The organism is Shewanella fidelis ATCC BAA-318 (genome assembly GCF_000518605.1).
In the GTDB taxonomy this organism is placed as follows: Bacteria; Pseudomonadota; Gammaproteobacteria; order Enterobacterales; family Shewanellaceae; genus Shewanella; species Shewanella fidelis.
Genome location: NZ_KI912459.1, coordinates 176,745 through 192,027, shown reverse-complemented (window position 1 = coordinate 192,027; position 15,283 = coordinate 176,745). Strand labels below are relative to the sequence as shown.

The window sequence follows — 15,283 nt, the reverse complement described above, 5'->3', positions numbered from 1 at the left end:
CTTATCGTGCACTATTAGAAGTAAAAGACACAGATAAGGAGCAATTAATTAAACGAGCATTATTGGCTGCAATAATGCTCGATAAGTTACCAAAATTGAAACACACAAGGAACCAGTGATGTTTACCAGTTTAGCGTCTTACTCAGGACTAATCGCAACAATATGGATAATAGTCGGCGTATATATTGCTGGGCGGTATTACCCCGGCTATCGCCACGCAAAACAGTTTTGCAGTGAGTTAGGCGCAAGCGGTAGTCCCACCGAAAAGCTATCCCCTATCATCAATAACTATCCACTTGGTTTGCTGTTCAGCTTGTTTGGCTGGTATCTAATCGAGCTTGCTAATGTTGACGTGTTAGTGCGGAGCTGCGGCGGATTTATCATTTTACATGGGGTCACAACATGGATTGCAGGCTACTTCCCCATGGATGCAGATCCTTTCACTAAGTCCCCCTCATTTTCCTGCAAGGTACATTCTTGGGCTGGGTTTATTATGCTACTTGCATTACTCATCGCCCCGATATTAATCGTTTTCGCCCCGACTTCAGCAAGCACCCCTTTGTATTTTCGGATCTTTTCTGCTATCTCAGTTATTGTGGCTATTTATTACTTATTTACAATGGCGAGAGCCGTTAAACAGCAAACTAACCCAGGTGTCTATCAGCGCCTATCTTATGGCGTACAGCTAGCTTGGTTAAGCCTATTTTCACTCATTGTAGGAGTCTAATCATGGATGACGTGCTTACTAGAGTCGCAGCGATTCATCAACAACATGCACTAAAATGCTATCTCGCTATTGAATCGCTAAAAGCACAATTTGATTGGCCTGAAAAAGATTGGCAAAAAATTCACAAGCTCATCGAATTAGAGGAACCCAGCTTTGACTTAGCAATCCTTAAAGCCGATTCAATGCCCTTTGAACCCATCTCACGCAGACGCCACTGGATTTTAGGCCATGCGATCTATCCCTACGCCTACTTCACGATGCAAGACTGGTTTAATCAACACGATACTAACGAGATATTTAACTTCTACTTTGAGCAGTGTAGTCAGCAAAATGAATACCTCAGCCATAACGTCTCTGTACTCATTGCCTTTAAGCAAGCTTGGCCACTTATTAACTCAGAAACTCAAAAGCTAAGATTTATTGAACGTTTCTGTGAGTTTGTAACGGCAACATTCTACGGTAATAACCACCTGTCATATCCTGTCGCAGATGACTACCACAAACCTGTATACATTAACGCCAAAATAGTACTGAAAAACGCGCTGAAACACCCCGGATTTTGGGGGCATAACCTGATTGCTCTCGCGTCAATTTTACGAGTAGAAGGCCAAATACCTGTAGCGACTTTCCAGCAACTGCTAATAAACCTAGATGAGCAGTGCCACTGGAAATTTAAAGATAACGCAGACAAGCCTGAAATTAGCAATCATGCTTCGAATAGTGAAACAAAACAAACACTAGAATCAGCTAGTTTTAAGCTATTAACTGGCTTTGAATCGAATCTACATCAAATTACCTTGGCGGAGTCCATTTGCTATTTATTCAACCTTGATTGGGTATCGGGCAAACAACAGTCACAACTAATAGCTGTTGCAAAGCATTTTTCAAAAAATGCAGTTATCTAGCTGCTTTTGACTCAACGGGGCTTATAAACGCTTTAGTTAAATAAAGTGAAAAAGACTAATCTTTATCAGCGTGCGGGCGATTAAAGCAGTTGTTTTAGAAAAAGATCACTCAACTTCTAAATAAGAAAAAGGAACCCTAGGGTTCCTTTTCAATATCATTCGACTATTGCAATCAAGCGTAAAGATTAATCTTTATTCTTATCGCGAATATGGCCAACCATACGCTTGCGGCGACGCTCTTGGCTTACAGTCAGTTTCTTACTGTTCATGCCGTCAAACGGGTTGCCACCCTCTTGGAAGCGCAGCTGGATTGGTGTACCAACCACTTTTAATGAACGACGGAAGTAGTTCATCATGTAACGCTTGTAAGAATCTGGAAGCTTCTTAACTTGGTTACCGTGTACAACCACGATTGGCGGGTTGTAACCACCTGCGTGAGCATACTTAAGCTTAACGCGACGACCGTTAACCAAAGGCGGCTGATGGTCGTCTTGCGACATCTGCATGATACGCGTCAGCATAGATGTACTTACACGGCGCGTTGCACTATCGTACGCTTCTTCAATAGACTCAAATAAGTGACCCACACCTGTACCGTGAAGTGCAGAGATAAAGTGAATACGTGCGAAATCGATAAAGCCTAAACGACGATCAAGCTCGCTCTTAACACGATCTTTAACGCCTTGGTCAATACCATCCCACTTGTTCACCGCAATCACTAATGCACGACCAGCGTTTAGCACGAAGCCTAATAGACCTAGATCTTGTTCTGCAATACCTTCACGAGCATCGATAACCAATAACACGACGTTACTGTCTTCAACCGCTTTAAGGGTTTTAATTACTGAGAATTTCTCAACAGTTTCATGTACCTTACTACGACGACGGACACCCGCTGTGTCAATCAATACGTATTCACGGCCTTGACGTTCCATTGGAATATAAATACTGTCACGCGTCGTGCCTGGCTCGTCGTAAACAACTACACGCTCTTCACCTAAGATACGGTTAGTTAGCGTTGATTTACCCACGTTTGGCTTACCAATAATCGCCAACTTAATTGGCAAGTCTTGCAGACGCTTTTGCTCAGCTTCTGCTTCTTCTTCAGTAAACTCGCGTTCTTCTTCATCATCATCGCCGTCTTCTAGCTTTTTAATGCCCATCGCTTCTGCGTATGGTGCTAGAGAATACTCGATCATGTTGGTTACACCACGGCCTTGCGCCGCTGCCATTTGGTAAACTTCACCTAGGCCTAGTGACCAAAATTCAGCACAAGCAGAATCAGCGTCAATGCCATCAACTTTGTTAGCCACAACAAAAGTTGTTTTTTCGCGGCTACGTAAATGTTGAGCAATCGCAAGATCGGCAGCAGTTAGACCCGCGCGAGCGTCTGTCATAAATAGCACGACATCTGCTTCTTCAATCGCAGCGAGAGATTGCTCGGCCATGCGAGTTTCAATCCCTTCTTCAGTGCCGTCGATACCACCAGTATCAACTACGATGAACTCATAACCTGCAAGATGTGCTCGGCCGTATTTACGATCCCGAGTTAGCCCAGGAAAGTCAGCGACAAGCGCATCTCTGGTACGGGTAAGTCGGTTAAAAAGGGTCGACTTACCAACGTTTGGTCGCCCAACTAGGGCCACAACAGGAATCATTTAATTGCCTCTATTACTCATTTTCTAATAACTAAAAAGCCCCCGGACACACATCCAGGGGCCTTATCATCGCTTACGACTAGGCTTACGGAAGTGTTACTCGAATCACTTTTCCACCACGAGTCTGCACATACAAGTTGTCATTCACAACTAATGGCTGACTGTATAAACCTGAGCTATCCACTTCTACGCGGCCAACGATTTGACCGTCAGACTTGTTTAAAAAGTGAAGGTAGCCTTCAAAATCACCCACTACTACGTAATCTTTAAAAGATACTGCAGCGGTTAAATCACGATTGGTCAGCTCAGAGTTATTCCATAACTCTAGACCATTTCGTCTATCAACAGCATAAACACGGCTGTGGTCATCAACTACAAACAGGCTTGCACCAGAATAGGCTAACTCATGGAAACTTGAGTAGCTACGTGACCAAACGATTCGGCCAGTACGCATTTCCATTGATACCAAGTTACCGTTATAGCTAACAGCATATAGGTTTTCACCTACTAATAGCGGCTTCATATCCACATCGGCCATACGCGAGAACTCATTGCCTCCCGTTGGCGTGTAGATAGCTTGTTCCCAAGCTGCCTGACCATTATTTTTAATCACAACGGCGATTTTACCATCGGCAGTTCCCACAAAGAAACCACCCGCTTCATAGGAAGCTGCACCTGTGCCACGTAGCGTCAGTGTCGGTAATTGGTTTTCATATACCCAGCGTTGTGTACCATCTTCCACATCAAATGCTTCTAAGGTACCGGCGCCAGTATTTACCACCACCACGTCTTCACCAACCGTTGGTGCTGATAGTAGTTCGCCGCCTGCCATTACATGCCAAACTGCTTCGCCTGTTGCTTCATCAAATGCCGCTAACAAGCCACTTTCGCCGCCCACAAAAACCTTGTTGCGTGACGCTGTAACACCACCCGCTAAACGTGCACCTTTATTTTTTGCTAATGCATTATCTCTAAATGCAGAGCTAAAATCATTTTGCCAAATGCGCTCACCGGTTACTTCATCGAATGCTTCGACCTTGCCGTAGCGATCTGCAACAAACAGTTTGCCGTAATTAACTGCTGGACGTAAGCGTGAGTAGTATTCACCGACACCGTTACCAACATTTGCACTCCAGCTCACTTGAGGAAACACAGTTGCTTGGATTTCACTTAACGGAGTAACAGGTTCTTCTTCTACGTCACTTGAAGAACAAGCAGACAACATGCCTATACTCATTCCACATGCAAGTAGCGTTTTGCACCAAGACTTCATGGGCAGATTCCTTATGCCTTGTTCAGATTATCAAGCTTCATTTGTAATGTTGGACTAGTCATAGTGCCACCATTGTCTACTGCTGTTTGATAGGCAACCTTTGCCTTCTCTGTTTCGCCTTGGCGAACTAAGAAATCACCTTTTAACTCATCACGTTGTGCAGCTGAAGCTGGCTCGGTGATTTGCTCAAGTGTCGAAATTGCGATCGCATACTGGCCTTGTTCTGCTTGAACACGAGCAAGACGCATTGTTGCAATCAGTTTAATGCTGGCATCAACATCAGTTGCAATCACATTTTTAAGTGTTGCTTCTGCTTTAGCAAGATCACCTGTCTCAACCGCAGACTTAGCTACAAGTAGCTCAAGTAGTGACTGATAACCTTTTTGACCGTGCTCTTTGGCAAAATTCTCTGCTGCGCTTAACATAGCTGCATCAGCAGTATTTTGACTGCTTAACGCTTGGAATGACTCAGAAGCAGCTTCTGCTTGAGCCACTTGGTGGTCAGAATAATAGTTCCAACCAAATAATCCACCTAAACCGACAACGGCACCAATAACAACTGATGTGCCATAATCTTTCCAGAACTGTTTGATAGCATCTACTTGTTGCTCTTCTGTGCTATAGATTTCCACTTCAGTCTTCCCCTTTTAAATCAGTTCTGCAATATAAGCCGCCAATGCATCACGGGCAACCAATTCTTGTGCTTTATCTTCACGAAGGTGCTTAACTGCCACTTGGTTATTAGCCACTTCATCTTCACCAATAACTAGCGCAACTGAGGCACCACTTTTATCTGCTCGCTTCATCTGCTTCTTAAAGTTACCACCACCGCAGTGGCTCATCACTTTCGCATTAGGCAAACTTGTTCTAAGTTCTTGAGCGATCTTAAACGCTTCGATACGACAGCTGTCACCCATAGCCGTAACATACACATCTACGCTTGGACCAATGTCTTTATCAAGCTCAAGGGTTTGTAGTAGTAATACAATACGCTCAAGGCCCATTGCAAAACCAACAGCAGGTGTAGGCTTACCACCTAGTTGCCCCACTAAACCATCGTAACGACCGCCAGCTAATACTGTGCCTTGCGAGCCTAAGCTTGATGTAACCCACTCAAAAACAGTGCGATTATAATAATCTAAACCACGCACTAGGCGAGGATTGATTGTGTATTGGATGCCGACAGCCTCTAAGAGTTCACATAAATGTGAAAAATGTGAACGCGTGTCTTCACCAAAGTAATCCATTAATACCGGCGCATCGGCCAAAAGCGCCTGCACATCTGCATTCTTAGAATCCAGAACACGTAATGGATTGGTGTACATACGACGTTGACTATCTTCGTCTAATACGTCTTTATGCTGCTCAAGGAATGCGATTAGCGCGTCACGGTATGCTGCACGCTCTTCTGTATCACCTAAGGTATTTAATTCAAGTGTGACATGTTCAGTAATGCCTAGCTTTTCCCATAGCTTGGCAGATAGCATTAATACTTCTGCGTCGATATCTGCACTAGGAATGCCATATACTTCAACACCAAACTGATGGAATTGACGGTAGCGACCTTTTTGTGGGCGTTCGTGGCGGAACATTGGGCCCATATACCAAAGGCGTTGCTCTTGGTTATATAGCAAACCATGTTCGTTACCAGCGCGTACTGTCGAAGCGGTACCTTCTGGACGAAGCGTTAGGCTGTCACCATTTCTATCTTCAAAGGTATACATCTCTTTTTCAACAATATCAGTCACTTCACCAATAGAGCGCTTAAAGAGATCTGTACTTTCAACGATAGGAGTACGAATTTCGCTGTAACCATATGACCCAACAGTGTCACGTAATACGGTTTCAAGTTTTTGCCATAAAGGACTTTGAGTTGGCAGAATGTCATTCATTCCGCGAATCGCTTGGATCTGTTTTGCCACTATTCGACTCGTAAATTTGCTATATAAAATTAAAAAACGCCTCGCATTATAGGCGTTTCGAGGCTCAACGTACAACAGCTGGATTCAGCTATAAAAAATCACAAGCCTGCGCAGCGGGCTTGTGATGATATTGTACTTACTTATTTAAATCTTGTGCAGGAATTCGACCAGCAACGATTGCCGCTTTAGCACGAATTTTAGCTTCAAGTGAATCAACAATATTGTTGTTGTCAAAACGCTCTTTTTGACGCACACCGTCATCATAATAACCGCTCATTCGGTTACCGCCTGTTAAACCGATATCTGATACCAGTGCTTCACCAGGACCGTTAACCACGCAGCCAATAATTGATACATCCATTGGCGTAACGATATCTTCAAGGCGCTGTTCTAACTCGTTAACCGTAGCAATCACATCAAACTCTTGGCGCGAGCAAGATGGGCAAGCAATAAAGTTAATACCGCGTGAACGAATACGTAGCGACTTTAAAATATCAAAGCCCACTTTGATCTCTTCTACAGGATCAGCGGCCAGTGATATACGTAAAGTATCACCAATACCGTCAGCAAGCAGCATACCTAAACCAACAGCTGATTTTACTGAACCAGCTCGTGCACCACCCGCCTCTGTAATTCCTAAGTGCAGTGGTTGTACAATTTGCTTAGCCAGTAAACGGTAAGATTCAACCGCTAAGAACACATCAGATGCTTTAACACTCACTTTAAATTGGTCGAAATTCAAACGGTCTAAAATATCCACATGACGCATTGCAGATTCAAGCAATGCTTCTGGCGTTGGCTCTTTGTATTTATCCATTAGATCTTTCTCTAATGAACCGCCGTTAACACCAATACGGATAGGGATATTTTTGTCACGTGCGCACTCAACCACGCTGCGAATACGTTGTTCGTTGCCGATATTACCTGGATTGATGCGTAAGCAGTCCGCACCGTACTCTGCGACTTTAAGTGCTATACGGTAATCGAAATGAATATCTGCAACTAACGGTACTTTAGTTTGTTGTTTAATTAACTTAAACGCTTCTGCAGCATCCATCGTCGGCACAGAAACACGTACTATGTCAGCGCCAACGTTTTCTAAGGAACGAATTTGAGCAACAGTTGCTTCAACGTCAGTCGTACGCGTGTTAGTCATTGACTGAACCGCAATCGGTGCACCATCACCAATTGGTACGTCGCCAACATAAATTCGGCTTGATTTGCGTCTAATAATAGGAGATTCGTTATACATGGTGTTGTGCTCTGTTATTGCTCAGCAAGTGGCAAGGTTAGTCTAGCCACTTTACCGCGAGGGTACTTCTGCGCGTCTAAATTGATATCAGCGCCATTAAGTTGAATATTAACCACTTGCGGCGCACCGAGTGTGACCGCAAAAGGTGCCGGGCCAGTAAGATTAATCTGGTTACCACTACGCTTTAGATCGCTTACCAATATCTTGCCACTAGCATCTGTCACTTTAATCCAGCAATCGCCAGTTAAAGTAAGGGTTAAGTTTGAATCGGTAGTATCACTGACTTGAGTTGTCGCTACATCATTTTGCTCTGCAGCTGCAGCTTGATTTACAGCTTCTGTGCGAGTCTGACCTTGTTGCACTGAAGCCACATCTGTTGTGTCTGGGCCAGTAGTGTTACTCGTTAAATCTTGCGCAACCGCAAGTGCAGGATCCTCACCAGTCAGTTCGCTGGCGTAATCTAAGTTTGCACCTTCCACCCCGTTAACTACGGTAGTATCACTGCTATCTGCATCTAAAAGAGCGGCTACAGGATTAGGCAAACCGCTTTCTGCGGATGCGGCAACTTCTTCAGCGGTAGGTTGTGAATAATCAACTGCGGTTTCCATTGATGACTTTTGGAACCACCACAACACCATAAGTGCGAGTAGCACAAATACAATAATATAGGTCAGCGCCATTAGACGGCCATCACGTGCTTGATGGGTAGTCTTGCGGGAAAAACTCTGCATTGACGGCTTTTCATCGTCTTCAAGCTGCTTATCTAAGCATTCTTTCACCGCAAACGGATCGGCTTGCACAGCTCTAGCATAGTTTTTTACGTAACCACGTACATAAGTAGAGGCACCCACCTCTTGCAAATTGTCAGCCTCAATCTGTTCAATGATTGCAGGGCGTAAATGTAATTGCGACGCCAATGCCTCAATTGACAAACCTTTGTTTTCGCGCGCTGTTTTTAGCAAAACGCCCAGTGTGACCGTAGGTTCATCCACTAGGCTTTCATTATCTACATTGGGCGCTTGATTCTGTTCATTTTTCATTAATGCATACTAGCCCGATATTCTTTGGCTTGAATTGACTGAGGAAACTTTGCCAGTAGTAAAATTCCAAATCGCTTTACGGCTTCTTCGTCATTCAAACCTTGTTCTATTTTAATTCCTAATGCCAGACTGGTGGCTGACTCTAACGCAACCCTATGATAACGAGATAGCTGCGCTTTAGCTTCAGCATATCTACCCTGTTCATAATCGATTTCTGTCAACTCTATCAATGAGGTGCGTCTTCTAGGATCGTACTTAAGCGCCATAGCAAAATAGTGCTGCGCTTGACTAATTTGACCTGCTTTTCGGCTACAAATTCCCAAATTTTCGTAAGTTGAGGCCGAACGGGTATACAGAGGTTGATCAACCGCTGCTAAAAACATCTTTTCAGACTCAGCATATTTGCCTTGCTGGCATAAAAAAGCACCAAAATTATTATATGCATCGCCGGTGACGTTGCTGGTGTTGATCGCTTTTCTATATGCTTGCTCTGTTTTTTCCAGCTCACCTACCGATTGGTAGTAATAAGCAAAGGCAATGTGAACCTCTTCCAAATCTGGAGCAAAAGCCTCGGCTCGATCGAGATTGGCTTTTGCTTGTTCACTATTGCCTTTTTGTAGATAGGTTAACCCAAGCTGCACTCGCTGACGTGCTGCAGCTTCTTTGTTAATTTTACGCTCAGAGACAGGAGTATCAGTACCGGTATAGGTATCTTGGGTTACGCACCCCGTTGCCATCATAGATGACAAAATAAATACCAACGGCAATACCACCTTTCTCTGATTCATTGCTAAGCCCATCTATCATTAGATACAAAGAGTTAGTTCATTGTGACCGAAATTTGACTCTGTTGCATTTGTTTTTTCGCTAAACGTTTAGTTCTGTCGCGAATATCACCAGCTAATTGACCACAAGCTGCGTCAATATCATCACCGCGAGTCTTACGCACAATAACTGTCAGACCATATTCCATCAATACTTTCGAGAATCGGTCAATTCGTGAGTTTGATGAGCGACCGTAAGGAGAACCTGGGTATGGGTTAAACGGAATCAAGTTAACCTTACAAGGCGTATCTTTCATCAGCTTAGCCAGTTCGTGCGCTTGGTCTGTACTGTCGTTAATATGATCTAGCATCACATATTCTAGCGTTACACGGCCACGGTTTGCGTTTGATTTGGCTATATAACGACGAATTCCAGCTAAAAACTCTTCAAGCGGATACTTTTTATTAATTGGCACTAAAACATCACGAAGCTCATCGTTTGGTGCGTGAATACTTACCGCTAATGCCACATCTAATGCATCGCCTAATTTATCTAACGCTGGAACCACACCCGATGTCGACACGGTAACGCGGCGCTTAGATAAACTAAAACCGAAATCATCTAGCATAATATCCATCGCAGGAATGACGTTTTTAAGGTTAAGCAGTGGCTCACCCATGCCCATCATCACTACGTTCGTGATCGGACGCTCACCTGTGTCTTTCACAAAACCGATGAAGTCTGCAACTCGCCAAATTTGGCCTACAATCTCTGCCACGCTAAGGTTACGGTTAAAGCCTTGTTGCGCAGTAGAACAAAAAGTACATTCAAGAGCACAACCAACTTGAGAAGATACACAAAGCGTTGCACGGTCATCTTCAGGAATATAAACCGTTTCAACTTCTTGGCCGTCACCAACATTGATAGCAAACTTAATTGTACCATCGGCAGACTTTTGATAACTCGAAATAGCTGGCGCAACGATTTCGCACTTGGCTTGTAACTTTGCTCTTAGTGCTTTGTTAATGTTAGTCATTTTTTCAAAGTCACTAACGCCAAAATGATAAATCCATTTCATTAATTGATCAGCACGGAATGGCTTTTCACCCATCTCGGTAAATAGCGCTCTTAATGCTTTACGATCAAGATCTAATAAATTGATCTTCTTTTCACTCATTTTGTCTAACCTCAAAAAACCTAAAACCAGCTTGTGGGCGGCGAATTATACAGATCTTAACAAATATTAGCCACAGCTATCACCAAAGATCTAAACCTGTGCTAGAATCCGCGCAGACTAATTTTGGTCTGCCATGTGGAGGTGTAATTTCACCTTTATGATAACTCTTATCATTATAATATTTGTCGCGATTTCCGTCTCTTTTCTTTGTAGTGTATTTGAGGCAGTTCTGCTGTCGGTTACACCAAGTTACATTGCGTCATTGTCGGCGACTAACCCAGCTGCTGCTGACAGACTACGTAAACAAAAAGAGAACGTTGAATCTCCTCTCGTTTCGATCCTTACACTTAACACTATCGCCCACACTGTCGGTGCTGCGGTTGCTGGTGCGCAAGCTGCTAAGGTATTTGGCGATGAGATGCTAGGCGTATTTTCTGGTGTTCTTACCTTCTTAATTCTCTTCTTTTCAGAGATCGTTCCTAAAACCTTAGGTGCAAACTACTGGCGCTCGCTTGCTCCTGTGGTTTCTATCGCACTTGTTTGGATGGAGCGTAGTACCTTGCCACTGATTTGGATGTCCAAGCAAGTGACCCAACTAATGGGTAAAGGCGATGAAGGTCAATATATCCGTCAAGAAATGAGCGCCATGGCTGAAATTGGCCGAGCTTCGGGTGAACTTGATGAGCAAGAGTCGAAAATTTTGACGCAAATGCTATCAGTTAAAGAGATGCCGGTTACTGCGATTATGACACCAAGAACGGTTATGTTCAGGTTACCTACGGATTTAACCCAAGTTGAGTTCACGCAGCAATTTATGGCGAAGCCATTTACTCGAATTCCTGTCTATGATGAAGAGCCAGATAACATTATTGGTTACGTTAATAGAAACGATATTTTGCTGGCCGAGCGTAGCACGCCGAAAGAATCTATCGCGGTACTTAAAAAGAGCCTGCTAGTGATCCCTGAGACCGCTAAAATTCTGCCGCTTTTTGAGCTTATGATTAAGCGCAATACTAAGATTGCTATGGTAGTTGATGAATACGGTTCTAACGAAGGTATTGTTACCTTAGAAGACATTGTTGAGTCATTACTTGGTCTTGAAATCGTTGACTCAAACGACCCTGTTACTGACATGCAGCAGTTTGCTCGTAAATTATGGAGCCGCCGCATGAAAGACAAAGGGATTGTACTATCTGATGATGGCGATTTTGAGCAAGAGCAAGCCAAATAACTTAGCTTGATGCATCAGCAACACTAAGGTAAACCACTATTAAAAGGGAGCATCAGCTCCCTTTTTTGTACCAGTTAAATTCGCTACAACAGAGCTGGTTGTCAATACACCTACGTGCTACACTCCTCGTTTGGTCCAGAGGAATAAGATGACAACAGCACACTCTACAATCGCGCAATATCAATTAAAGCTTGCCCACATTAACGATACGCACTCCCACTTCGATGCTAATCGAGTACAGTTCACTCTTTTACAACAACAAAAAGAACTTACCTTATATACGCACACTGGCGGCTACGCCCGAATTGCAAAGCAGCTTAAAAATGCAAAAGCTGAAGCACTTAGCAAGCAACAAGCTTTTTTATTTCTGCACGCAGGAGACAGTTTTCAAGGCACCCTGTATTTCAACGAGTTTAAAGGTAAAGCCAACTCTGATTTACTTAATATGTTAAAACCAGATGCGATGGTTTTGGGCAACCATGAAATTGACGCTGGTAATGCTCCTGTGCTTGATTTTTTAAATGACATTCAGTTTCCTCTCCTTGCTGGCAACATGGATCTTAGCCAAGAGTCACTTAACAAAGCTGCACGCCTTAGAGATCATAAGAATCTTTTAGATTACGATCCTGATACTGAAACCGCGAAAGTACTATTAAAGCCACTCGGCGATAAGCAGTTAGCCATTATTGGTATTACCTTAGATCAAATGGCTGAAATTGCAGGCCCTGATGAAGATATTAATTTTATCAATGCCATTGAAACCACACGGCGAACCGTCAAACGATTAAAAAGCCGTGGTATTGACCACATTATTGTGTTGAGCCATCTAGGTTTAGAGCAAGATAGGCAACTCGCAGAGCAAGTCGCTGACATTGGTGTTATTGTTGGCGGACACTCACATACCTTACAAGGCGACTTCAGTGCACTTGGTTTATCCAATATGCCTTATGGTGAACGAGTAAATGATACCGCCATATTACATGCTGGTAAGTACGCAGAAACCCTTGGTCTCGCCGACATTATATTTGATGATAAAGGCAAAGTCGTATCCCTAAATGGCGGCAATTACTTTATGCTAGATCAGCAATTTATCCTGCAATCATCTAGCGAAGTTAGTCCTGAAGACTACACAAAGGTTCGCCATGAACTGCAATCACACCCTTTCATTCTGTTTGATGAAGAAGACATTGATGTTCAACAGCGAATTTCACAAAAATATCGCCCAAGCCTTGAGGCAATGAACAATAAGATTTTAGGCTTTGTGCCAAAGAACCTAGTTCATACTCGTTTGCCTAGCAAAGCTTTACCTCATGGCAGTGAAATTGCGCCTTGGGTCAGCCGTAGTATGTATCAAGAAACATTAGAGTTAGGCATTGAAATAGATTTTGCTCTACATAATGCTGGCGGTGTGCGTCAATCACTTGATAAAGGTGATGTGAGTTTAGCCGAAGTGCTAGGACGGGTGTTGCCATTCGATATTCCTTTAGTTGCATACGAAATCCAAGGGGTTTATCTGTTCCAACTACTAGAGTCGGCGATCAATGGCGCAACGAATAACAGCGTCATAGGTACTGGCGCTGGCAGCTTTCCATACACTTATGGTTTAAAGTATTTTTACGACGGCACTCAGCAACTTGGGCAACGGATTATCAAACTCGAAATCTTACGAGTAAGCAAAGGTGTGAATACTTGGTTAGACGTTGATCCTAATGCTTTTTATAAAGGGGTATCTTCATCCTATACAGCATCAGGAAAAGAAGGCTATCACCCTATATTACAAGCTAAATGGTGCAAAGATATTGAGGGGTTAAGTTTGCCACAAGCATTTAGCCGCTTTATCAGCAAGGTGCAAACATTAGACGAAATACTAGAGCCACAAGTTCATTATACCAGCCACCACCTCAGCCCTGCTTAAGCAAGTAACCCCGAGGCAATTAGATAAAATGTACAAGCCTTACAATGGCTTGTACATGTAATACCCCATAATAACTACACCACGTTTTTCTTGATAACTGCGATACCGAAGCTTAAAGCCTTGGGCCTCAAAAAACGCTTTAGAGACTTTAGAAGCATCGACTGTCAGTTCGTCAATTTGCTGTTCTCGCGCCCAAAATTCAAGCGCACTATACAGCTGCTTTGCAATGCCTTTCCTTTGGTGTTCTGGCGCAACATATAAGCTGTCGATATAACCACGGCTGTTGAACCGAGTTTCAACATTTATCATGCCACACACTGCCTCTGCTCCATCAACAGAGGCAGACGTTAACATCAACCAAGCTTTTGAATTAGATAATCGCCGCTGCCAATGATTAGCTGAGCGAGGGGCAAACGACCAAGCAGATTTTTCAGCCGCACTATACAGCCTTGGATCTATATCATGGATAGACAGATGACATAGCTTAGCAACATCTGCAGCGTAAGTTTTATGATAGGGAATTAAGGTCAACATAAAGGTTAAAAAACAAAATGGCGTAGAACTAAGTCTACGCCATTAAACATTAAGCTAATAGATGTTATTAACCCTTATATGCGCAGTCATTGGCATCTAAGGGGCGCAACTGTCTACTTCTTATCGATACGGCCTACGAATAACAACTTATCGAAAGTACGGTTCAGCGTTTTGCTGTTAAAGTCGCTCATCCACATTTGTTCTTGAACAACAACTGTGTCGCCTTTTTTCACTTCAACTTGAGGGCCTGCAGCCCAAAATGTTTTATCAGCTTCTTTAATTTGCACGTAAGTGTAGCCACCACCGTTCATGGTATCCATAACGGTACCTTCATGCATAACACCTTGCGCCCATGCGCTTGAAATACCTAATGCTAACGTTGCTGCAGCGGCCAATTTAACTAATTTAGCGATCATCGGACGTTTCCTTTAAAAAGTTATCAATTCGTCATTATTAAAGCATGCAATTGATTATAAATCTCTAATTAGTCCCAACTATTAGATCCAACTCTCAGAACCAAATATTTATTCACCTAGCACGGAACTTTATAAATTACAGCTTAATTTTTGTTAAGTTAATCATCACTCACGAGCGTTTAGCTTCATCAAGGATAGGCTGTAACATGCCCTCTAAACCATTTAGTTTAACTTCATACATTAACGCTAATTGCTGACCTAACTTGCCTTCTGGAAACCCCTTTGAATGAAACCAAACAAGATAAGGTTCTGGCAGTTCAAGTAACCGTCGCCCAGCATATTTTCCAAATGGCATTTTTTGGGTAATCGCTTCTAGTAAAAGTTGTTCATCCATTATTAATAAGCCTTAGTATGCAAACGCTCTCGAGCAGAACGCTAATTGTATCAGCCTTGCCTCAATTGTGCTGC

The 15,283-nt window shown here is 43.2% G+C and carries 15 protein-coding genes; 4 read left to right on the top strand and 11 right to left on the bottom strand.

From position 1 onward, the window contains the following. Positions 1-118 precede the first annotated feature (118 nt). Both L884_RS0116995 and L884_RS0116990 read left to right on the top strand, forming a co-directional pair. Positions 119-727, top strand: coding sequence for a DUF998 domain-containing protein (locus L884_RS0116995; RefSeq protein ID WP_028768618.1), 609 nt, complete (start codon positions 119-121; stop codon positions 725-727). 2 nt (positions 728-729) lie between these two features. Then, positions 730-1,632 carry a hypothetical protein gene (locus L884_RS0116990; protein WP_028768617.1) on the top strand — a complete coding sequence of 301 codons (903 nt, stop codon included), beginning with the start codon at positions 730-732 and terminating at the stop codon, positions 1,630-1,632. A gap of 185 nt (positions 1,633-1,817) precedes the next feature. Here the strand turns inward: L884_RS0116990 and der are convergent, their stop codons facing one another. The 8 genes from der to rlmN form a co-directional block, all read right to left on the bottom strand. Continuing rightward, complete coding sequence (der, locus tag L884_RS0116985; RefSeq protein ID WP_028768616.1) at positions 1,818-3,290, bottom strand: ribosome biogenesis GTPase Der; 1,473 nt, start codon at positions 3,288-3,290, stop codon at positions 1,818-1,820. A gap of 85 nt (positions 3,291-3,375) precedes the next feature. Further along, a complete protein-coding gene (gene bamB, locus L884_RS0116980) occupies positions 3,376-4,563 on the bottom strand; it encodes an outer membrane protein assembly factor BamB (RefSeq protein WP_028768615.1) in 1,188 nt (395 codons plus the stop codon). 11 nt (positions 4,564-4,574) lie between these two features. Further along, complete coding sequence (locus L884_RS0116975; RefSeq protein WP_028768614.1) at positions 4,575-5,195, bottom strand: YfgM family protein; 621 nt, start codon at positions 5,193-5,195, stop codon at positions 4,575-4,577. Positions 5,196-5,210: 15 nt separating this feature from the next. Further along, positions 5,211-6,485 (bottom strand): histidine--tRNA ligase, encoded by a 1,275-nt coding sequence (hisS, locus tag L884_RS0116970; RefSeq protein WP_028768613.1) that lies wholly within the window; start codon positions 6,483-6,485, stop codon positions 5,211-5,213. Positions 6,486-6,621: 136 nt separating this feature from the next. Further along, positions 6,622-7,737: a flavodoxin-dependent (E)-4-hydroxy-3-methylbut-2-enyl-diphosphate synthase gene (gene ispG / locus L884_RS0116965; protein ID WP_028768612.1), complete on the bottom strand. Its 1,116-nt coding sequence runs from the start codon at positions 7,735-7,737 to the stop codon at positions 6,622-6,624. A 14-nt stretch (positions 7,738-7,751) separates the two neighbouring features. After that, positions 7,752-8,777 (bottom strand): RodZ domain-containing protein, encoded by a 1,026-nt coding sequence (locus L884_RS0116960; RefSeq protein WP_028768611.1) that lies wholly within the window; start codon positions 8,775-8,777, stop codon positions 7,752-7,754. Next, on the bottom strand, positions 8,777-9,565 hold the full coding sequence (gene pilW / locus L884_RS0116955; protein WP_037411119.1) for a type IV pilus biogenesis/stability protein PilW: 789 nt from the start codon (positions 9,563-9,565) through the stop codon (positions 8,777-8,779). Before pilW ends, L884_RS0116960 begins: the two co-directional genes overlap by 1 nt. Before the next feature lie 32 nt (positions 9,566-9,597). After that, a complete protein-coding gene (gene rlmN, locus L884_RS0116950) occupies positions 9,598-10,719 on the bottom strand; it encodes a dual-specificity RNA methyltransferase RlmN (RefSeq protein WP_028768609.1) in 1,122 nt (373 codons plus the stop codon). A gap of 157 nt (positions 10,720-10,876) precedes the next feature. On the opposite strand from rlmN, the gene L884_RS0116945 reads away from it, so the two are divergent. Both L884_RS0116945 and L884_RS0116940 read left to right on the top strand, forming a co-directional pair. Then, positions 10,877-11,950, top strand: a complete 1,074-nt coding sequence (locus L884_RS0116945) for a CNNM domain-containing protein (RefSeq protein WP_028768608.1) — start codon at positions 10,877-10,879, stop codon at positions 11,948-11,950. Positions 11,951-12,098: 148 nt separating this feature from the next. Beyond that, complete coding sequence (locus tag L884_RS0116940) at positions 12,099-13,865, top strand: bifunctional metallophosphatase/5'-nucleotidase (protein WP_028768607.1); 1,767 nt, start codon at positions 12,099-12,101, stop codon at positions 13,863-13,865. Positions 13,866-13,904: 39 nt separating this feature from the next. Here the strand turns inward: L884_RS0116940 and L884_RS0116935 are convergent, their stop codons facing one another. The 3 genes from L884_RS0116935 to L884_RS0116925 all read right to left on the bottom strand — a co-directional run bounded on the left by L884_RS0116935 (position 13,905) and on the right by L884_RS0116925 (position 15,209). Next, a complete protein-coding gene (locus L884_RS0116935) occupies positions 13,905-14,399 on the bottom strand; it encodes a GNAT family N-acetyltransferase (RefSeq protein WP_028768606.1) in 495 nt (164 codons plus the stop codon). 113 nt (positions 14,400-14,512) lie between these two features. Further along, positions 14,513-14,815 carry a hypothetical protein gene (locus L884_RS0116930; protein WP_028768605.1) on the bottom strand — a complete coding sequence of 101 codons (303 nt, stop codon included), beginning with the start codon at positions 14,813-14,815 and terminating at the stop codon, positions 14,513-14,515. A gap of 169 nt (positions 14,816-14,984) precedes the next feature. Further along, positions 14,985-15,209: a DUF3820 family protein gene (locus L884_RS0116925; protein WP_028768604.1), complete on the bottom strand. Its 225-nt coding sequence runs from the start codon at positions 15,207-15,209 to the stop codon at positions 14,985-14,987. Positions 15,210-15,283: the final 74 nt, after the last annotated feature.

Coding starts and splice junctions, on each gene's coding strand:
- L884_RS0116995 (WP_028768618.1), top strand. CDS start 119: ATGTTTACCAGTTTAGCGTCTTACTCAGGACTAATCGCAACAATATGG.
- L884_RS0116990 (WP_028768617.1), top strand. CDS start 730: ATGGATGACGTGCTTACTAGAGTCGCAGCGATTCATCAACAACATGCA.
- der (WP_028768616.1), bottom strand. CDS start 3,290: ATGATTCCTGTTGTGGCCCTAGTTGGGCGACCAAACGTTGGTAAGTCG.
- bamB (WP_028768615.1), bottom strand. CDS start 4,563: ATGAAGTCTTGGTGCAAAACGCTACTTGCATGTGGAATGAGTATAGGC.
- ispG (WP_028768612.1), bottom strand. CDS start 7,737: ATGTATAACGAATCTCCTATTATTAGACGCAAATCAAGCCGAATTTAT.
- L884_RS0116960 (WP_028768611.1), bottom strand. CDS start 8,777: ATGAAAAATGAACAGAATCAAGCGCCCAATGTAGATAATGAAAGCCTA.
- pilW (WP_037411119.1), bottom strand. CDS start 9,565: ATGAATCAGAGAAAGGTGGTATTGCCGTTGGTATTTATTTTGTCATCT.
- rlmN (WP_028768609.1), bottom strand. CDS start 10,719: ATGAGTGAAAAGAAGATCAATTTATTAGATCTTGATCGTAAAGCATTA.
- L884_RS0116945 (WP_028768608.1), top strand. CDS start 10,877: ATGATAACTCTTATCATTATAATATTTGTCGCGATTTCCGTCTCTTTT.
- L884_RS0116940 (WP_028768607.1), top strand. CDS start 12,099: ATGACAACAGCACACTCTACAATCGCGCAATATCAATTAAAGCTTGCC.
- L884_RS0116935 (WP_028768606.1), bottom strand. CDS start 14,399: ATGTTGACCTTAATTCCCTATCATAAAACTTACGCTGCAGATGTTGCT.
- L884_RS0116930 (WP_028768605.1), bottom strand. CDS start 14,815: ATGATCGCTAAATTAGTTAAATTGGCCGCTGCAGCAACGTTAGCATTA.
- L884_RS0116925 (WP_028768604.1), bottom strand. CDS start 15,209: ATGGATGAACAACTTTTACTAGAAGCGATTACCCAAAAAATGCCATTT.